Origin of the sequence: Pectobacterium sp. IFB5596 (genome assembly GCF_021432585.1) — a bacterium.
Classification (GTDB): Bacteria; Pseudomonadota; Gammaproteobacteria; order Enterobacterales; family Enterobacteriaceae; genus Pectobacterium; species Pectobacterium punjabense.
Genome location: NZ_LXFY01000030.1, coordinates 34,922 through 52,509 on the forward strand (window position 1 = coordinate 34,922; position 17,588 = coordinate 52,509).

20 protein-coding genes are annotated in these 17,588 nt (G+C 52.8%); 9 read left to right on the forward strand and 11 right to left on the reverse strand.

All coding sequences use genetic code 11. From position 1 onward, the window contains the following. Nucleotides 1-76 precede the first annotated feature (76 nt). The 3 genes from aguA to cpxP form a co-directional block, all read right to left on the reverse strand. The gene (aguA, locus tag A6301_RS17905; RefSeq protein ID WP_234258404.1) at nt 77-1,180 is read right to left on the reverse strand and encodes an agmatine deiminase; all 1,104 of its coding nucleotides are present in this window, start codon (nt 1,178-1,180) and stop codon (nt 77-79) included. A 3-nt stretch (nt 1,181-1,183) separates the two neighbouring features. Then, complete coding sequence (gene aguB, locus A6301_RS17910; RefSeq protein ID WP_039474891.1) at nt 1,184-2,068, reverse strand: N-carbamoylputrescine amidase; 885 nt, start codon at nt 2,066-2,068, stop codon at nt 1,184-1,186. Nucleotides 2,069-2,692: 624 nt separating this feature from the next. Further along, a complete protein-coding gene (gene cpxP, locus A6301_RS17915) occupies nt 2,693-3,220 on the reverse strand; it encodes a cell-envelope stress modulator CpxP (RefSeq protein ID WP_215483334.1) in 528 nt (175 codons plus the stop codon). A gap of 153 nt (nt 3,221-3,373) precedes the next feature. On the opposite strand from cpxP, the gene cpxR reads away from it, so the two are divergent. The 4 genes from cpxR (at nt 3,374) to A6301_RS17935 (ending at nt 8,558) form a co-directional block, all read left to right on the forward strand. Beyond that, on the forward strand, nt 3,374-4,072 hold the full coding sequence (gene cpxR, locus A6301_RS17920; RefSeq protein WP_107168683.1) for an envelope stress response regulator transcription factor CpxR: 699 nt from the start codon (nt 3,374-3,376) through the stop codon (nt 4,070-4,072). After that, on the forward strand, nt 4,069-5,439 hold the full coding sequence (gene cpxA / locus A6301_RS17925) for an envelope stress sensor histidine kinase CpxA (protein WP_107168682.1): 1,371 nt from the start codon (nt 4,069-4,071) through the stop codon (nt 5,437-5,439). Before cpxR ends, cpxA begins: the two co-directional genes overlap by 4 nt. A gap of 165 nt (nt 5,440-5,604) precedes the next feature. Next, nucleotides 5,605-7,779: a hypothetical protein gene (locus tag A6301_RS17930; RefSeq protein ID WP_234258405.1), complete on the forward strand. Its 2,175-nt coding sequence runs from the start codon at nt 5,605-5,607 to the stop codon at nt 7,777-7,779. Next, nucleotides 7,749-8,558 carry a DUF3142 domain-containing protein gene (locus A6301_RS17935; RefSeq protein WP_234258406.1) on the forward strand — a complete coding sequence of 270 codons (810 nt, stop codon included), beginning with the start codon at nt 7,749-7,751 and terminating at the stop codon, nt 8,556-8,558. The genes A6301_RS17930 and A6301_RS17935 overlap by 31 nt, the downstream gene beginning before the upstream one ends. A 42-nt stretch (nt 8,559-8,600) precedes the next feature. On the opposite strand, the gene A6301_RS17940 is transcribed toward A6301_RS17935, so the two are convergent. Further along, nucleotides 8,601-9,065, reverse strand: coding sequence for a tRNA (cytidine(34)-2'-O)-methyltransferase (locus A6301_RS17940; protein WP_107168676.1), 465 nt, complete (start codon nt 9,063-9,065; stop codon nt 8,601-8,603). A 196-nt stretch (nt 9,066-9,261) separates the two neighbouring features. Between A6301_RS17940 and A6301_RS17945 the strand changes: the two genes are divergently transcribed. Further along, complete coding sequence (locus tag A6301_RS17945) at nt 9,262-9,558, forward strand: hypothetical protein (protein ID WP_205540690.1); 297 nt, start codon at nt 9,262-9,264, stop codon at nt 9,556-9,558. Nucleotides 9,559-9,571: 13 nt separating this feature from the next. Here the strand turns inward: A6301_RS17945 and A6301_RS17950 are convergent, their stop codons facing one another. The 6 genes from A6301_RS17950 to ugpB all read right to left on the reverse strand — a co-directional run bounded on the left by A6301_RS17950 (nt 9,572) and on the right by ugpB (nt 15,654). After that, on the reverse strand, nt 9,572-10,528 hold the full coding sequence (locus tag A6301_RS17950) for an AEC family transporter (RefSeq protein WP_107168674.1): 957 nt from the start codon (nt 10,526-10,528) through the stop codon (nt 9,572-9,574). 111 nt (nt 10,529-10,639) lie between these two features. Next, the gene (gene ugpQ / locus A6301_RS17955; protein ID WP_205540689.1) at nt 10,640-11,389 is read right to left on the reverse strand and encodes a glycerophosphodiester phosphodiesterase; all 750 of its coding nucleotides are present in this window, start codon (nt 11,387-11,389) and stop codon (nt 10,640-10,642) included. Further along, nucleotides 11,389-12,462: a sn-glycerol-3-phosphate import ATP-binding protein UgpC gene (locus A6301_RS17960; protein WP_234258407.1), complete on the reverse strand. Its 1,074-nt coding sequence runs from the start codon at nt 12,460-12,462 to the stop codon at nt 11,389-11,391. Before A6301_RS17960 ends, ugpQ begins: the two co-directional genes overlap by 1 nt. A 25-nt stretch (nt 12,463-12,487) precedes the next feature. Then, nucleotides 12,488-13,333, reverse strand: a complete 846-nt coding sequence (ugpE, locus tag A6301_RS17965; RefSeq protein ID WP_107168723.1) for a sn-glycerol-3-phosphate ABC transporter permease UgpE — start codon at nt 13,331-13,333, stop codon at nt 12,488-12,490. 26 nt (nt 13,334-13,359) lie between these two features. Then, entirely contained in the window at nt 13,360-14,247 is an 888-nt protein-coding gene (gene ugpA, locus A6301_RS17970; RefSeq protein ID WP_107168671.1) for a sn-glycerol-3-phosphate ABC transporter permease UgpA, read from the reverse strand. Nucleotides 14,248-14,319: 72 nt separating this feature from the next. Continuing rightward, the gene (gene ugpB, locus A6301_RS17975; RefSeq protein ID WP_107168670.1) at nt 14,320-15,654 is read right to left on the reverse strand and encodes a sn-glycerol-3-phosphate ABC transporter substrate-binding protein UgpB; all 1,335 of its coding nucleotides are present in this window, start codon (nt 15,652-15,654) and stop codon (nt 14,320-14,322) included. Nucleotides 15,655-15,850: 196 nt separating this feature from the next. Here ugpB and A6301_RS17980 point away from each other — a divergent pair, with 196 nt between their 5' ends. Both A6301_RS17980 and A6301_RS17985 read left to right on the forward strand, forming a co-directional pair. Then, the gene (locus tag A6301_RS17980; RefSeq protein WP_012772867.1) at nt 15,851-16,093 is read left to right on the forward strand and encodes a type II toxin-antitoxin system ParD family antitoxin; all 243 of its coding nucleotides are present in this window, start codon (nt 15,851-15,853) and stop codon (nt 16,091-16,093) included. Further along, on the forward strand, nt 16,086-16,379 hold the full coding sequence (locus tag A6301_RS17985; protein WP_039308505.1) for a type II toxin-antitoxin system RelE/ParE family toxin: 294 nt from the start codon (nt 16,086-16,088) through the stop codon (nt 16,377-16,379). Before A6301_RS17980 ends, A6301_RS17985 begins: the two co-directional genes overlap by 8 nt. 75 nt (nt 16,380-16,454) lie before the next feature. Here the strand turns inward: A6301_RS17985 and A6301_RS17990 are convergent, their stop codons facing one another. Next, entirely contained in the window at nt 16,455-16,733 is a 279-nt protein-coding gene (locus tag A6301_RS17990) for a DUF1778 domain-containing protein (RefSeq protein ID WP_234258492.1), read from the reverse strand. Nucleotides 16,734-16,873: 140 nt separating this feature from the next. On the opposite strand from A6301_RS17990, the gene A6301_RS17995 reads away from it, so the two are divergent. Next, complete coding sequence (locus A6301_RS17995; RefSeq protein WP_052235212.1) at nt 16,874-17,299, forward strand: type II toxin-antitoxin system RelE/ParE family toxin; 426 nt, start codon at nt 16,874-16,876, stop codon at nt 17,297-17,299. Next, the gene (locus A6301_RS18000; protein ID WP_234258408.1) at nt 17,280-17,579 is read left to right on the forward strand and encodes a DNA-binding transcriptional regulator; all 300 of its coding nucleotides are present in this window, start codon (nt 17,280-17,282) and stop codon (nt 17,577-17,579) included. Before A6301_RS17995 ends, A6301_RS18000 begins: the two co-directional genes overlap by 20 nt. Nucleotides 17,580-17,588: the final 9 nt, after the last annotated feature.

Here is a 17,588-nt window from a genome sequence, read left to right on the forward strand (position 1 = left end):
CCCCCTGTGAGCAGCATGCTAACAGGGGGAATAATCATGGCTAACGTGATTGCCCGTCACCAGAGAATAGGAAACGTTACTTCGCCGCAGGAATTTGCTGCGTAATGCAGTGAATATTTCCCCCGCCCAGCAGGATTTCCCGCGCAGGCACGCCGCTAATCAAGTAGCCAGGGAACATCTGTTGCAGCAGATCGCGTGCAACGTCATCCGTCTTTTCATCCAGCAGTGGGAAAACAATCTGCTGGTTGCTGATCAGGAAATTCACATAAGACCCCGCCAGACGAGCACCGGCAAGGCGCTCAATCGCATCGCCGCTGTCCACGCCCTGCGCTTCCTCGATAGTCGCATGGAGCGGGCCGGGAGCAGGTAGTTTCCAGATTTTCAGCTCGCGTCCTTTTGCATCCCGCGCGGCCGACAGTACCTCATAGGCCGCGACAGAGCGTGCATACTGCGGATCGTTTTCATCATCCGTCCAGTGCAGCGCCACTTCACCGGGACGCACGAAACAACACATGTTATCGATATGCCCGTCGGTTTCGTCGTTGTACACGCCCTCTTCCAGCCAGATAATCGTCGAGATGCTGAGGTAATCACGCATCAGCTGTTCGATTTCTGCCTTACTCAGATGCGGATTACGGTTCGGATTGAGCAAGCATTCCGCTGTGGTCAGCAATGTGCCTTCACCATCGACATGGATCGAGCCGCCTTCCAGAATCAGCGGCGCGGCATAGCGTGCGGCCTGATGATAGTCCAGCACCTGTGCCGCGACTTTCTCATCCTGACGCCAGTCCTCATACAGACCGCCCAGTTCACCGCCCCAGGCATTGAACTGCCAGTCGATACCCCGACGTTCGCCCGTCTGATTCAGCACGATAGTGGGTCCAGTGTCGCGCATCCATGCATCGTCGCTTTCCATTTCCACCAGCGTAACATTCACCGGCATCACTTGTTGCGCATCCGCCCTGTAACGCGCAGGCACGCCCATGATAACAGGCGTGTTTTGGGCGATGGCTTCCGCCACGCGCGCGAACGTTTTTTGCGCCGGAATGCCCTGCTCGCGCCAGTTATCGGTGCGATATGGCCAGATCATCCACACGGCATCATGCGGTGCCCACTCGGCGGGCATCGCAAAACCATCCTGATGCGGCGTGGTAAGATGAGGAGTAGCTAGCTGTGACATCACTTATCTCCGGGTCTTGCCGTCAGAGGTGGCAATGGTGCCGTACATTTCCGGGCGACGGTCGCGGAACAGGCCCCATGACGCACGCTGCGCAGCAATCGCTTCTAAATCAAATTCATGCACCAGAATCGCTTCATCTGTCTTATTGGCCTGTGCCAACAGCGCCCCCGTTTGATCGGCAATGAAAGAAGAACCGTAGAACGTCATTTCCAGACCGTCGATATATTTGCTGGCTTCCGTACCGATGCGGTTGGATGCGATCACCGGCACCAGATTCGCAGCGGCGTGCCCTTGCTGAACGCGAGTCCAGTGCGGCTGGCTGTCGATATCTGGGTAGGCGGGCTCGGAACCAATGGCGGTCGGATAGAAAATCAGCTCTGCGCCCTGCAATGCCAGGCTACGTGCGGTTTCTGGGAACCACTGGTCCCAGCAAATACCCACACCGATTTTCGCGTAGCGTGTCTGCCAAACTTTAAAGCCCGTGTCGCCCGGAATGAAAAATTGCTTTTCCTGATACGCCGGGCCGTTCGGAATGTGTGTTTTGCGATAAACGTCCAACACGGAACCATCTGCGTCAATCATCACCAGCGAGTTGTAATAGGCGTTATTAGCACGCTCAAAGAAGCTCAACGGCAACACCACATTCAGCTCCGCCGCCAGTGCGGAGAAGTGCTTAATCAGCGGGCTGGTTTCCAGCTCCTGCGCCAGCGCATAGTGCTCTGGGCTCTGATCGATACAAAAATACGGTGCGGCAAACAGTTCCTGAATCAGGATAACCTGCGCGCCCTTTGCATGCGCTTGTCGCACCAGCTTTTCAGCGTTTTCGATATTCTTGGGCAGATCCCAGGAACACGCCATTTGTGTTGCGGCAACGGTAACTTTTTTCATGCGAAAACCTCAATAATAACGATATATACCCGCTCTTTCTCATCAGCAAGTATCGGCAATAAGTGTTTCTCTCGGCCACGATTATACATCGACGCTAACCAGCGCGGCCTTAACGAGTGTCTACTCTAAATAATTCAAGTTTCAGGCAGGCGGCAAGAGAAGGACAAATTCGTCAGGAACGAATTTGACCAGCCAAAGGCTGGCCTCCGGTGAGAGACAGGATGTCTCTCATTTCATCCCGATGAGCTTACTCAAGTAAGTGATTCGGGTGAGTGAACGCAGCCAACGTACATGCAACTTGAAGTATGACGAGTATAGGCCAACACACCTGCGCATGCCCAATAGGTGTATCCCGTTAAGATATTGACCGAGAATGACATGTGTATTATGCCAGTTAATGGCAGCACTTCACTATGCTGAAGAATGATCTTACCCACGTAAATCGGACACAGACTTATTAGCGCCAAGATGCGCCATCAACGTTAAAAAAAACCAAAAAAAAGCCCTCCATCATGGAGGGCAAAAAGACAGGGATGGTGTCTATGGCAAGGAAAAACAGGGTGTGTACCTACTACACATTTGCTACTCGGACTGCACTACGCTTACAGACTACTTACTACACTACTACTCGGGATTCTCTGTCTCAGTATCGCTTGTGGTGCCTGGTGATGGCGCGGCCATCTGGTTAAACATGGATATCTGCTGCTGCATCTCTTTCATTCGTTGCTTATGCTTCAGCTCTAAAATGTCTTTCTGTGCTGGCGTCAGCAGGTTATACATTTGGTTGCGCACTCGGGTCATCTGAATCTGACGCTCAATCTGCACACTCATCATTCGGGTTATCTGCGTTCGCACCGCCGCTTCATCAAACGTTTCTGCGGTCACCAACTGATGCATGGCTTTAATATCTTCGATGTTAAACGCCGGTTTGTCCTGACGACTCTGGTGCATCAAATCACGCATTTGCTGACGCTGTTGCTCAGTCAACCTCACGCCATCGAACATACCTTGCTGGCTGGATACGCCTTTCGTGGCGGAATCATCAATATGCCAGCCGCTGCTCACCGGAGCATCTCCACTCTCTGCTGCAAAGGCGGTAAAAGTGCCTAACATAAGCAGTGAAGCAAGAGATAAGGTTGCGAACTGTTGCATCAATAACTCTCCAGAGCGGTACGTCATTTTGTGAATCAATGAGCATGAGTCTACGCATCTTGCTGCAAACATGCGTCAGAGGATGTAAAACTACGTAAAGTCATGGAATAGCGCTAATCTATGTCGTATTTTGCCCTTGGAGGTAGAGAAAACATGAATAAAATTCTGCTGGTTGATGACGATAAAGAGCTGACCGCTTTATTGAAAGAGTTGCTCGAAATGGAAGGTTTTAACGTCGTTGTCGCCTACGACGGCGAGCAGGCGTTACAGATAATAGATAACACCATTGACCTGTTATTACTGGATGTAATGATGCCGAAGAAAAACGGTATCGATACATTAAAAGAACTACGACAGCAGCATCAAACGCCGGTCATCATGTTGACCGCCCGCGGCAGTGAGTTAGATCGCGTTCTTGGCCTGGAGCTGGGTGCGGATGACTATTTGCCGAAACCCTTTAACGATAGGGAACTGGTGGCACGAATTCGCGCGATTCTCCGCCGTTCCAACTGGACCGATCAACAGCAGGCGGGTGATAACAGCGCGCCAACGCTGGAAGTCGATGGCCTGCGTCTGAATCCCGGACGGCAGGAAGCCAGCTTTGACGATGTTGTACTGGATTTGACAGGCACCGAATTCACGCTGCTCTATCTGCTGGCGCAGCGGTTAGGACAGGTGGTTTCCCGCGAGCATTTAAGTCAGGAAGTTCTGGGGAAACGGCTGACGCCGTTTGACCGTGCGATCGATATGCATATCTCGAACCTACGGCGTAAATTGCCAGAGCGTAAAGACAGCTTGCCCTGGTTTAAAACGCTGCGTGGACGAGGCTATTTGATGGTATCGGCTGCATGATCAATAGTTTGACCGCCCGTATCTTTGCCATTTTTTGGTTAACGCTGGCGCTGGTACTCATGCTGGTTCTGATGGTGCCCAAGCTGGACTCGCGCCAGCTTACCGCCCTGCTGGAAAACGAGCAGCGGCAGGGCATCATGCTGGAACAGCACATTGAAGCAGACCTCGCCAACACCCCTGCCAACGATCTGCGCTGGTGGCTACGACTGTTCTGGGTGTTGGAGAAGTGGGCTCCACCGGGGCAGCGCCTTTTTCTGGTCACCAGCGAAGGCCGGATCTTTGGCGCAGAGAAGCATGAAACCCCGATCGTGCGTAATTTTATCGGGTTGTCGGATAACGCCGATCATCCACAAAAGAAAAATTACGGCCGCATTGAGCTTCTCGGTCCTTTTGCGATCCGCGATGGTGATGACAACTACCAGCTTTATCTGATTCGTCCTGCCAGCAGCCCGCAGTCCGATTTCATTAGCCTGTTGTTTGACCGTCCTTTGCTGCTACTGATCTTCACCATGTTAATCAGTTCACCGCTCTTGCTTTGGCTCGCCTGGAGCCTGGCGAAACCCGCGCGTAAGCTCAAGCACGCCGCCGATGAAGTCGCCAAAGGTAATTTACGTCAGCATCCTGAATTGGAATCTGGCCCGCAGGAGTTTCAGGCGACGGGCGTCAGCTTTAACCAAATGGTCAGTGCGCTGGAACGGATGGTGACCGCACAGCAACGTCTGCTGTCTGATATCTCGCACGAACTGCGGACGCCGCTGACGCGCTTGCAGTTGGCAACGGCGCTACTGCGTCGGCGTCAGGGAGAAGGCAATGAACTGAACCGCATCGAGACGGAAACCCAGCGGCTCGACAGCATGATTAACGACCTGCTGGTGCTGTCGCGCAATCAGCACAAGAATGAACTGACCCGCGAGTTCCTGCATGCTGATGAACTGTGGGGCAATGTGCTAGACGATGCAGCTTTTGAAGCCGAGCAGATGGGTAAAACGCTGGAAGTCCCTTACCCTCCAGGCCCCTGGACGCTCTTCGGTAACCCGGCCTCGCTCGACAGTGCGCTGGAGAATATCGTGCGCAACGCGCTGCGTTATTCTCACAACCACATCGAAGTGGCTTTTTCGGTGGATAATCAGGGCATCACCATCAAAGTGGATGATGACGGCCCCGGCGTTAGCCCGGAAGATCGTGAACAGATTTTCCGCCCCTTCTACCGTACCGATGAAGCGCGTGACCGCGAATCTGGCGGTAGCGGTTTGGGGCTCGCTATTGTGGAAACCGCGATTACGCAGCACAAAGGGTGGGTAAAAGCGGAAGACAGCCCACTGGGTGGATTGCGCTTAATCATCTGGCTACCGTTGCATCAACGGTAAATCGCACAACCTCTTTCCTACCGCGACATCCTCTCAGGTGCCCAACACGGGCACCTGTCACGTTCTGTTTATCTCCCCAGCATTGAGTTTTTTACGCGATTGCGTAGAGTGATCGCACTCATGCCGAAAACAGGCAAGACCCGTGTTGAATGAAGGATACCAACCATGAAAGGAGTAACGCTGCTAGCTGGCGTGTTGACCACGTTAATGAGCAGTCAGGCATTCAGTTCCAGCGACGGAGTTTGCGGTTTTTCCGACTCGGAATGTGGCGTATCCGCTCTGCCCTATTTGCAGCCGGGCAACGACACACGCGCTAATCTGATGCTGCTGCAAAGCCGCCTCCACAACATGTCGCTGCCGTTACCCCATCCGTTGCCGGATCAAACGCGTTCACGTATCGACCCTTTCACGGCGTATCGGGTCATGGGGATTGCGGCGACGGAAACACCTCAGACGTCAGAGGCAGGAGAAGATGTCACGGCTGATGCACCTTACCTCTCGACGCTCAACAAAGCGAAGCAACTGAATCTTCCTTTATCCGTTCAGGGCACCCTCTCCACGTTTTCGCCTGACGACAACGAAGGACGGCATATTTCCAATGCGCTCTCCACATTAGAAGCATTTTTTGACGTCCTGTTGGCAGACAAACAGCTCACCGAGGAACAACGCACGCTGCTGGCACATCAGCGGGTAAATCTCCTCAACCCGTTGTATACCAAAGAGGCGCTGAACGAGGGTCTTGTCAGCCTACCGGACGAAGGACATGCCGGCGCGCTCATGCAATATCTGTTCGCGGCGCTGGCGTTCTATCAGGGTCACTTTGATGAGGCGGAAAGCGGCTTTCAGGCGTTAACGTCTTCATCACAGCCGTGGGTGGCGGAAACCTCGCGCTACATGTTGATTCGCGTGGCAATCAATAAAGCCATGGAGAACGCGTTAGATGAGTACAACATGTTCGACGCCAGTAAAGCCGATAAAGACACTGCACAGTTGGCTGTTAAGCGTATTGATGATTATCTGAAACAGTATCCAGAGGGGCAATACATCGATTCCGCTGACGGACTATATCGCCGCGCTTACTGGATCATGAACGATATGGATGCCTTAGCGAAAACGTACCAACATGCGCTGGACAACACCGCCGATATCGAAACCCTCCTTGAATTAAGCGACGAAATCGACAACAAGCTGCTGGAAAATCGGCAGTTCACCAGCGCATCGGGCAGCGCGCCGTTGACGATGGTGCAAGATCTCAAACGCCTGCGTTCAGACGAAGGCTGGCTGGCATTACCCACCTTATCCGCCGACGAACTGGCCGCGCAGAAACCGCTGTTTGAGCAAGACAGCATGCAGGAAGCGTTCAGCTACCTCCTGGCCGCCCAGCTGTTTTATGGCCAAAAAGACTACGCGGCCGTGGTTAACAGCGTTCCCGCCACACAGGCAAACGATCTGACCGATACCGTACGTTTCAGCCTACAAGTATTACGCGGTCGAGCGCTGGTACGTCTGGAACGCTGGGATGAGGCTGAAGCGCACTGGCGTCAGCTGTTAACGCATAAAATGGGGTACACGCAAAATCAGTTCCTGCAATTAGCCTTGGCAGAAACGCTGGTCAAAGCGGGCCACCCAGAGCGCATTTTTGCTGCCGATAGCCCAGTGAAAAACCTACGTTTCCGTTCTGCTGTGCTCAAAGTTAGCGCCAACGCGGCTCTACTCCGTCAGCAGACAGGCCCGCAGCAGAGCCATGAGGAACGAGCGATTGCGCTGCATACCCTGCTAACAAAATCACTGACCCACGGTGATTACGCCAGCTATCTCCAAGATGTTCAGTTGCGAAAAGACATCCCGCCGCTGGTCAGCAGCGAAAATCAAAGCTGGAATCAGGAAGATCTAACGGCCTTTGATTGGGACGGCAGCGACACCGAGGAAGACTATCAATGCCCGGCGCTGAATAGCGTGGTTGCGACGCTGAATCAACGCCCCAATGACGCCCGTGCGATTAACTGCCTCGGCGAGTTCTTTCTGCGTACCAATAACAGCGTGGGCTTCGACTGGGGTGAAGGCAGTATGTTGAGCGGACTCACCAATGCGCCAACGCAATTCGTCGGTGCCGAATATAACCGCCTGGATGGTTATATGAAGGTGATCGCCGATCCCAAAGCGCCGCCGGAAGACAAAACCTATGCCTTGTATCGCGCGGTCTACTGCTATGCACCGAGTGGCTATAACGACTGTGGCCCACAGGAAATCAGCAAGGCAACCCGCAAAGCCTGGTTTACTCAACTGAAAACCAAATACAAAGGCAGCGTGTGGGCAGAAAAGCTCGATTATTACTGGTAACGCCGTCAATCGTGCTGGCCTGCCTGCTTTCGTTCTGTACGCAGGCCGCTTCCGTTAACGCTGCACCTTCAACCGTCAACGTGGCGAATGCCACCGTCGACGCGACACGCTATCAGGATTTTTGGCTGTGGGCCGCTGTGCGGCCACAACAGGTTCTGCATCAGACACAGACGCTGTACCTGCATCAGGGAGAAGTCGCCCGCCGTCAGGGTAGCGTCGTTTTCCTGCGACAAGGGGTTCCACCCAGCCAACTACGCGTTAAGCGCGTCTGGCTGGCTTTCCGTATGACCACACTGGAGCTTTCCGATCGCCATCTGAACCGGATGCTAAAGTTACGGGAAAAGTGGCAACGCCACGGTAATCAAGTCGTCGGAATTCAGATAGATTTTGACGCGAAAAGTTATCAATTGGCAGGCTATGTCGCATTTCTAACGCAATTGCGCGCGCGTTTACCCGAAGATTGTCAACTCAGTATTACCGGGCTGCTTGACTGGTCGAAAACGGGGGATGTCTCTGCACTGAACCGCTTACAGGGCAAATTGGACGAGGTAGTGGTGCAAACTTATCAGGGGCGCAACACGATTACCAACTACGCCGAGTACCTGCCCGCGCTGATGAAGCTGACCCTGCCTTTCCGCCTAGGGCTGGTACAAAACGGCAAATGGGAAAAACAGTGGCAGCAGCGCCTTGCCACTTCACCGTATTATCGCGGGGAAGTGGTGTTTTTGGTCAACCCTACGACGAAGAAATCACCACCGCGCAGCAGTAAAGCGGAGTAGTTATCCATCACTACAGGCAGCTATAACTACAGACAGATATAACTACAGACAGCCACCGAAGCCATTCTGCCGCCAGGCTTCGTAGCTGATAATTGCCACTGCATTGGACAGATTCAGGCTGCGGCTATCGGACTGCATGGGAATACGGATACGGAAATCCGATTCGAAGCCGTTGCGGATCTCGTCTGGCAGGCCGGACGTTTCCGATCCAAACAGCAGCACATCGCCCGGCTGATACGTCGGCTGGTCATAGGGACGACTGCCTTTGGTCGTACAGGCGAAAATGCGCTGGCCGGGAATTGCGGCCAGAAAATCCTGATAGTTCTTATGACGGCTGACCTTCGCCAGATCGTGGTAATCCAGCCCTGCACGGCGCAGTTTCTTCTCTTCAAAATCAAACCCAAGCGGTTCGATCAAATGAAGCGTACAGCCGTTGTTGGCAGCTAATCGGATAATATTGCCGGTGTTTGGTGCAATTTGCGGTTCATAGAGCGCGATATGGAACATGAGATAACGTCAACCACGAAGAAAAATTCCGTCGCAGTATAACGCATTCCAACGGAGCGACCCAAAGCCTGCGCACACAGGAATGCGGATTACTCTGCACGACGTTTTCATCCACAGCGATTACACTTAATGAAACACATCAGGCTAATGCACTGATGAAAACACGATGCGGGCATACAGCCTGTGTGGAGGTTTAATGAAACACCCTAAGACATTATTGGCCTGTGCGGCTCTGCTCGGCCTGCCACTGCTGGCAAACGCCAACGCGACACAAGCGCCCACGCCTCAGCAGCAGTTTGAAAATGGCATCAGTAGCCAGAAACAGCTACAGCAAAGTATGCAGCAGAGCCAAAAATTGCAGCAGCAACAGTTGAATCAGCAGCTCCAGCAGCGTAACCAGCAGTTGCAGCAACAGCGCCAGCAGCAGCTACAGAAGGATCTAGAGCGCTCACAAAGAACCACGCCGCCACCGCCAATTAAGCAGAACCCCTGAGGCTACTGCGGCCTTATAACCGCACACCCATCAGCGTCAGAATCAACGGCGTGGTTAATGCCGCCATCGCCGTTGAGAGCAGCAGGCTTGATGCCACCGGGCCGCCCAGTACATCGAACTGGCGCGACATCAAATAGACGTTGACGCCCACCGCCATCGATCCCAGCAGGACGACCGAACGCGTCTCCATTTCCGGCAGGCCGAGAGCGATAGCAATCCCCCAGATCACCAGCGGTTGTACCAACAGCTTGATGGTACAAATCGCTGTACTAATCTGCCAACCGTCACGCACGCGGTATTCCGCCAGCCCCATCCCCAGCGCCACCAGCGACAGCGGTGCGGCAATCTGCCCCAGCATGGAAAGCGGCTGATCGACGTACGACGGCAGCGGCAAGCCGGTCAGGCTGAACGCCGTACCAGACAGAATGCCGATAATCAGCGGGTTCTTCAGCACGCCCAGTGCGGTTTTGGTAAAGCCTTGCAGCGACAGCGCGCCGTTACGCGCCCATTCCACCGATACCGTCACCAATGTCCACAAGATTAGCCCGTTAAACACCACTACCAGCGCGACCGACGGGATCGACTCTTCACCGAGCATCAGTGTGGCAATCGGCAGCCCCAGCATCACGTTGTTAGAGAAGATGCCGCTCAGCGCAAACAGCGAGCCAGAGACGCCATCAAGATGAAAGACCTTGCGCGCCACGATGCGGCCTAAGACAAACACCAACAGGCAACCACCGAAAAAGGCGATCAGTAACCGGGCATCCACCACCGGGCGTTTGGAAAAATCCGACATCAGACGGAACAGCATGGCGGGCATCGCCACAGAGAAGACAAAGCGTGTCATACCGTCGGTCACGGTGGTCGGCCATTTACCGTAGCGAATCAGGCTATAGCCGAGTGCGATAAGAACAAAGAGGGGTAACGACAGAAAAATCTGGTGCCAAAGCGAAACAATAAATGCGGGCATGACGCCACTTCCTTATTACCGGCACCGAGTCAGAAAGAGGATCGCCGCATTATCTTTATTGCGACGATATCAATATCGCCGCAGCACGCTATTACGGGTATAAGGCAGACCTCAGCCGGTCGCGAAGTTAGCCCCAATTAAATCTATCCGGTCAGTACAGATGCAGTCAACGCCCCAATCCAGCAAAGTTTGCGCGCGATCAGGTTGGTTAACGGTATAAACCAGAATGCGCAAACCCGCCGCTTTCAGCGCCGCAACACGTTCTGCCGTCAGCAGTTTGTGATTCAGATGAATGGACACACACCCCAGACGCTGCGTTAACGCCAGCCAGTCCTCTTCCCACTCATCCAGCAGCAGCCCACGCGGCAGTTCTGGCACCGCCTGCTGCGCCGCTTCCAGGGCTTCGATAGAGAACGAGGACAGCAGCGGTGCTGCCGGATGATCGGCCCACAGCTGACGCGCTGCCAGCGCAATCACCCGCCCGGTTTCGGTTTCATATCCGGTAGTAGGTTTAATCTCGATATTGGCCGCCATGCCGTACTGCACACAGCGTTTTGCCACTTCCGATAGCAGCGGCAGACGTTCACCAACAAATTTATGACCGTACCAGCCGCCGACATCCAGCCCGACCAGCTTGTCCCACGGCAGTTCTCCTGCAATGCCCCAGCCGTTGCTGGTGCGCTCAAGCGTGTCGTCGTGCAGGAGGAAAATCTGGCCGTCCTGCGACAGCTTGGCGTCAAACTCGATCATCTTATGACCGAGGCTGGCACCAACATCAATCGCCGCCAGCGTGTTTTCCGGTGCCAGTGAGCCACCGCCGCGGTGGGCGACGATGCTCGGGTAAGGCCAGATTATTTCCATTATTCCATCCGTAATCCGCTTTGCGAATCAAACAGGTGCCATGATGATGTTGGCAAATGCAGCCAAAGCGTCGAGCCAATAGCGGGACAGAGCTCATAAGAGAGTCGCGCGATCACGTTTTGTCCGCCCCACTTACCGTGCGCTAAATTGTCCGCGCCCAGCAGTTCGAGTGTTGAAATCTGCAACGGGATACCGCCCGTTTCGCGCGTCGCCAGCTGAATATGCTCTGGGCGTACCCCCAGCGTCAATGCTTTACCACGCCACTGCGGCTTCGGTTCAGGTAGCGCCAACGCGATGTCTTCACCGATTTCAAAGCGGCAACCGTCATCGCTAATGCGCCCCGACCACAGGTTCATCGCCGGTGAACCAATAAAGCTGGCCACGAACAGCGAGGCCGGACGACGATAAATATCAGCCGGTGCGCCAATTTGTTCGGCAATCCCTTTGTTCATCACGATGACGCGCTGCGCCAGCGTCATCGCTTCGACCTGATCGTGCGTGACGTACAGGCTGGTAGTTTTCAGGCGCTGGTGCAGTTGCTGTAATTCCAGTCGCATCTGCACGCGCAGTTTGGCATCCAGATTCGACAACGGTTCGTCGAACAGGAACACCGCCGGTTCACGCACAATCGCCCGCCCCATCGCCACGCGCTGACGCTGGCCGCCTGATAGCTCACGCGGTTTGCGTTGCAACAGCGGCATCAGTTCCAGAATGCGTGCCGCGTCTTCTACCCGTTCACGAATCTGTGTTTTGCCGAAGCCACGGATTTTTAGGCCGTAAGCCATATTGTCGAACACGTTCATGTGCGGATAAAGCGCATAGTTCTGAAACACCATCGCAATACCGCGATCTTTCGGTTCCAGATCGGTGACCCGCTGGTTATCGATATAAATATCGCCGCTGGTGGTGCGTTCAAGGCCCGCCACCATGCGTAATAGCGTCGATTTACCACAGCCCGACGGCCCCACCATCACGACGAATTCGCCGTCCGCGACGTCCAGATCGATAGGTTGGATAATCTGTGTTTTGCCATCGTAAGACTTGGTGACGGCTTGAAGTTTTAAACATGCCATAAGCGTTTCCGAAATTCGTCTCGATTTATTTTTCGCTGTCGACCAGACCGCGAACGAACCAGCGCTGCATCAGTAGCACAACCAGCAGCGGCGGCAACATGGTCAGCAGCATGGCCGCCATTACCTGATTCCACTGCGTGGCCCCATCGCCGGAGGCAATCATGCTTTTAATCCCGGCGACCGCCGTACCCAGATTGGCATCGCTGACAATCAGCAGCGGCCACAGGTACTGGTTCCAGCCGTAGATGAACGTGATCACAAACAGCGCCGCCAGATTGGTTTTCGACAACGGAAGTACCATGTCGAAGAAGAAACGCATCGGGCTGGCACCGTCGATACGCGCCGCTTCCATCAGTTCATCCGGCAGCGTCATAAAGAACTGGCGAAATAGAAAGGTGGCGGTCGCTGAGGCCATTAGCGGCAGCGTTAAACCGGTATAGCTATCCATCATGTCGAGCCGCGCAATCACTTCCACCGTTGGGAAAATACGTACTTCCACCGGCAACATCAGCGTCAGGAAAATCATCCAGAAGAACAGGCTGCGTAGCGGAAAACGAAAATAAACGATGGCGTAAGCGGACAGGATAGAAACGGTAATTTTGCCTACCGTAATCGCCAGCGCCATCACGAAGCTGTTGAGCAACATCAGCCCGAACGGCGTGGTGTTGTTGCCCGCGCCGTGCAGCCAGATGTAACGCAGGTTTTCCCACAGGTGAGCACCGGGGATGAGCGTCATCGGCGCCTGAAAGACTTCCTGATTATCCAGCGTGGCAGCGACAAACCCCACGTACAGCGGAAACAGTACGGCGAGAATGCCGACGATCAGCATGACGTGGCTGAAAATATCTAACCCGCGACGATTCTCAATCATTGCCATTGACCTTCATAGATTCACCTTCATTGATAATTCACCTTCCGTTCAACAAACCGGAATTGAATAACGGTCAACCCGATAACCAACAGCATCAAGATCACCGACTGCGCCGCCGAACTGGACAGATCCAGCCCTGCAAAACCTTCGCGATAAATCTTGTAGATCAGCGTGGTCGTCGACTGCACTGGCCCACCGGCCGTCGCGGCATCAATAATCGGGAAGGTATCGAAAAAGGCATAGACCAGATTGACCACCAGCAAGAAGAAGCTCACCGGCGAGATCATCGGCAGTACCAGATTGAAGAACCGCCGTACGGGTCCAGCGCCATCAATCGCACCCGCTTCCACTAGCGAACGGGGGATCGATTGCAGCGCAGCGAGGAAGAACAGGAAGTTATAGCTAATCTGTTTCCAGATTGACGCCAGTACGACTAAAAACATCGCCTGCCCGCTGTGCTGCGCGTGATTCCACGTATAGCCCAGCAGTCCGAGAAAATGGGTAATCAGCCCGAGTCCGGGGTTAAACAGAAACATCCACAGCACGGCAGCGACGGCAGGCGCCACAGCATAGGGCAGGATGATTAACGTCTGATACAGGCGGCTGGCACGAATGACATAATCCACCAGTGCGGCCAGAAAGAGTGAAATCAGCATGCCAAACCCGGCCACCAGAAAACTGAATATCAGCGTGGTGTAAAACGAATCGAGGTAGTAGGGGTTATTGAACAGCTGTCTGAAGTTTTCCATGCCGACGAACTCACTGGATAGCCCAAACGGGTCCAGATTCTGCACCGAATACCACAGCGCCTGACCAGCAGGCCAGATAAAGAAAATCACGGTAATCAGCAGTTGCGGCAGCACCAGCACATAGGGCAACCAACTGCTGCGAAAAACGGGGCGGGATGTTGTCATGCGGTAACTCATTGCAAACAGAAAAGAAACAGGCCGATTCCCTTCGGCCCGGTATTACTCAACGATGACGTATTACTTCGTTGACTGCTCGAAGCGACGCAGCAGCGCGTTACCGCGTTCTACCGCGCTATCCAACGCCTGTTGTGGCGTCTTCTTACCTGTCCATACGCTTTCTAATTCTTCATCCACGACGGTACGAATTTGCGGCATATTGCCCAAACGTAGACCTTTGGTGAACGCCAACGGTGGCTTGTTCAACATCTGACGCGTAGCGATATCTGCACCAGGGTTTTTCTCATAGAAGCCCTGCTTCTGCGTCAGCTCATACGCCGCCGTAGTGATCGGCAAGTAACCGGTTTTCTGGTGCCATTCGGCAGCGTTTTCCGGCTCGGCCAAGAACTTCATAAACTCAGCGACGCCTTTGTAGGTCGCGGCATCTTTACCGCCCATCACCCACAGGCTTGCTCCGCCGATAATCGCGTTCTGCGGTGCGCCTTTCGCATCGGCGTCATATGGCATCATACCAACGCCATAGTTGAACTTGGCGTGTTCCCGAATATTTGCCAGCGAACCGGAAGATGCGGTCGTCATGGCACATTCGCCGTTGTAGAACTTCTCGGTCGGCTCATCCTTGCGCCCGAAGTAGGTGAAATCACCTTTCTTGTTCATGTCCTGCAACAGCTGGATATGTTTGACCTGCGTAGGTTTATTGAACTCCAGTACCGCATCGGTGCCGTCAAAACCGTTGTTCTTGGTCGCGACAGGCAGACCGTTCCAGGCGCTGAAGTTTTCAATCTGAATCCAACCCTGCCAACCACTGGCGTAGCCACACTTCATCCCAGCAGCACGCAATTTGGCGGTGTATTCCGCCATCTGCTGCCAGGTTTTCGGCGGCTGCTCTGGATCTAAACCAGCCTTCTTGAAGGCATCTTTGTTGTAGTACAGCACAGGGGTCGAGCTGTTAAATGGCTGCGACAGCAGGTGGCCGCTCTTCGCATCGGTGTAATAACCGGAGACTGTCGGCACAAACACCGACTCATCGAAATTAATGCCGGCGTCTTTGAACACTTCATAGACAGGTTTGATGGCTTTACTTGCCATCATGGTGGCGGTACCGACTTCATAGACCTGCAAAATGGCGGGCGCATTCCCCGCGCGATAGGCCGCGATCCCGGCAGCCAGGTTCTGCTCATAGTTGCCTTTGTAGACCGGTACAATTTTTACATCGCTGTGTGCTTGGTTAAAACGGTCAGCCAGAGAATTCACTTCTTTCCCTAACTCGCCTTCCATGGAGTGCCAAAAAGGAATTTCTGTCGCGGCCTGTGCACCAGCGCTCATCAGCGCGAATGCCACACACGCCGCTGCGGTGCGAATAGCATGTGTTTTACGAGTTGTGTTGTTGAACATGCCTGTCTCCTGCAATCGATTAAGTTCGCCATCATCACGGCGTTTTTTATGCGAAGGTAAACATGACACGGGCTCGTGACAGAAAAATAACTGGAAGATGACAGGAAAGTGACAAGGAAAGAACGTCTTCTTATTGGCTACTAAGTAGGCTGTTCTGTGCTACCATCTGTGTTAATAGATAACACAGGAGGTTTTTATGCCTAGAACGACAAGTATTACGATCGGCGAACAACTGGATGACTTTGTCTCCAAATTAATAGATAGCGGTCGCTATAGTTCTACCAGTGAAGTCATCAGGTCAGCGCTTCGTCTTCTTGAACAACAAGAATCCAAAACAGAGGCTCTGAAAAAAGCGATTTATGCAGGGGAACAAAGTGGAGAAAGTTCGTTGACGCTGCGTGAAATTGCGGCAAAAAAGAAGCGCGAACGGAATGTATAAACTCTCTAATCTTGCAGCAGAAGATTTCGCAGGCATCTTTGAGTACACATTGATCAACTATGGCATCAGTCAGGCTGACAATTATACAGAGTCGCTAGAGAATACGCTGATTCTGCTAGCAGAATCCCCTTATATAGGCCAAGAGTACCCTGAAATTAGCAATGGTGTGCGTCGATTCGATCATAGGCAACACGCTATTTTCTACCGCATACGAGAAGAAGATCTTCTTATCATCCGAATCCTGCATCAGCAAATGGAACCTATGTGCCACTTTTTTGATATTTAAAAAGTGGCTAAATAAGGATGTATTCAATAAATAGCATGCCACCAAGAACAATTATCAGTAATGGCTCTGGTGCTGTTATTCCCATGGCGATTTGCGGCTCATTAGATCGTTAATGCGAGCCTGACGCTCTGCGGTGATAGGCGCATCCAACTCGGCCAAAAATTCGTCAAACTGTTCGTTATCCAAAATAAACAAACGTTGATCCAACAAGATGTCCTGCGCCTTGCGGCAGGCTGCTTCAAGCATAAAGTCGGTACGTGATTTTGACACAAGGTTTGCAGCCATATCGATCAAATCCCGCTGGGAGACTTTGGCCCGAATAGTGATTCGTGCTTCTTTAGTTTCAGGTTTCATCATCATGCCTGTGTAGTGAATCTCTCTACAACCCTACATGACGTGTACAAAAATGCTACACACCGGAACATCACGCTCGTTGCAGAAAACCTGTAATTTAGACTATAGTTATTATTACTAGTCATGTTTAAGGATTAACCGTGGCGGTATACACAACTAAGCTCTTCGATAAAAAACTAAAAAGCGAAATCCTTTCTGATAGTTATCTTTGTAAGATTGCTCATGAGGTGATGAATGGCCGTTTTGAGGGTGACCTTGGCGGTGGCGTGCTTAAAAAACGAATTGCATTGAATGCCGGAAAGAGTGCAGGAGCCAGAACAATCATCTTTTTCAAGCTGGGCTCTAATCTATTTTTTGCCGATGGATGGAAAAAAAATCAGGTCAGGAAAGGCGTTAAAGAAATTCAAGATGATGAGCTGGCTGTTTATAAAGACATTGCTGGTGACCTATTTCAACTCACCGTTCAACAAATAGCTCAATTAGTAAAAGTGAAAGAACTACGAGAGGTGGAATGCGATGGCTGCAAAGATGAAAGAGCTACAGGAAATGGCGAAAAGCCTGCATGAACATGGGGGTATCACTGATACCACGATGGAACGCATCAATAATCGAGTTGCAGCAAGGGAATTCCGTGAACGCATTGAACAAGCTCACGCAATGAGCGGTGCAGACATTCAGAACATGCGTTCCCGCTATAAAATGTCGCAATCTTCTTTAGCTTACGCTCTCAATATGTCCGTTGAGAGCGTCTCAAAATGGGAACGAAATGAGAAAAAACCCTCAGGGGCCGCGCTACGTCTTCTCAATATAATCAACGAGAAAGGTCTGGATATTTTTGCCAGTTAGACAAACAGA

Coding starts and splice junctions, on each gene's coding strand:
- aguA (WP_234258404.1), bottom strand. CDS start 1,180: ATGTCACAGCTAGCTACTCCTCATCTTACCACGCCGCATCAGGATGGT.
- A6301_RS17980 (WP_012772867.1), top strand. CDS start 15,851: ATGCCTAGAACGACAAGTATTACGATCGGCGAACAACTGGATGACTTT.
- A6301_RS17985 (WP_039308505.1), top strand. CDS start 16,086: ATGTATAAACTCTCTAATCTTGCAGCAGAAGATTTCGCAGGCATCTTT.
- ugpQ (WP_205540689.1), bottom strand. CDS start 11,389: ATGGAAATAATCTGGCCTTACCCGAGCATCGTCGCCCACCGCGGCGGT.
- cpxA (WP_107168682.1), top strand. CDS start 4,069: ATGATCAATAGTTTGACCGCCCGTATCTTTGCCATTTTTTGGTTAACG.
- ugpB (WP_107168670.1), bottom strand. CDS start 15,654: ATGTTCAACAACACAACTCGTAAAACACATGCTATTCGCACCGCAGCG.
- aguB (WP_039474891.1), bottom strand. CDS start 2,068: ATGAAAAAAGTTACCGTTGCCGCAACACAAATGGCGTGTTCCTGGGAT.
- A6301_RS18000 (WP_234258408.1), top strand. CDS start 17,280: ATGGCGAAAAGCCTGCATGAACATGGGGGTATCACTGATACCACGATG.
- ugpA (WP_107168671.1), bottom strand. CDS start 14,247: ATGACAACATCCCGCCCCGTTTTTCGCAGCAGTTGGTTGCCCTATGTG.
- A6301_RS17990 (WP_234258492.1), bottom strand. CDS start 16,733: ATGAAACCTGAAACTAAAGAAGCACGAATCACTATTCGGGCCAAAGTC.
- A6301_RS17940 (WP_107168676.1), bottom strand. CDS start 9,065: ATGTTCCATATCGCGCTCTATGAACCGCAAATTGCACCAAACACCGGC.
- A6301_RS17960 (WP_234258407.1), bottom strand. CDS start 12,462: ATGGCATGTTTAAAACTTCAAGCCGTCACCAAGTCTTACGATGGCAAA.
- cpxP (WP_215483334.1), bottom strand. CDS start 3,220: ATGCAACAGTTCGCAACCTTATCTCTTGCTTCACTGCTTATGTTAGGC.
- ugpE (WP_107168723.1), bottom strand. CDS start 13,333: ATGATTGAGAATCGTCGCGGGTTAGATATTTTCAGCCACGTCATGCTG.
- A6301_RS17930 (WP_234258405.1), top strand. CDS start 5,605: ATGAAAGGAGTAACGCTGCTAGCTGGCGTGTTGACCACGTTAATGAGC.
- A6301_RS17950 (WP_107168674.1), bottom strand. CDS start 10,528: ATGCCCGCATTTATTGTTTCGCTTTGGCACCAGATTTTTCTGTCGTTA.
- A6301_RS17945 (WP_205540690.1), top strand. CDS start 9,262: ATGAAACACCCTAAGACATTATTGGCCTGTGCGGCTCTGCTCGGCCTG.
- cpxR (WP_107168683.1), top strand. CDS start 3,374: ATGAATAAAATTCTGCTGGTTGATGACGATAAAGAGCTGACCGCTTTA.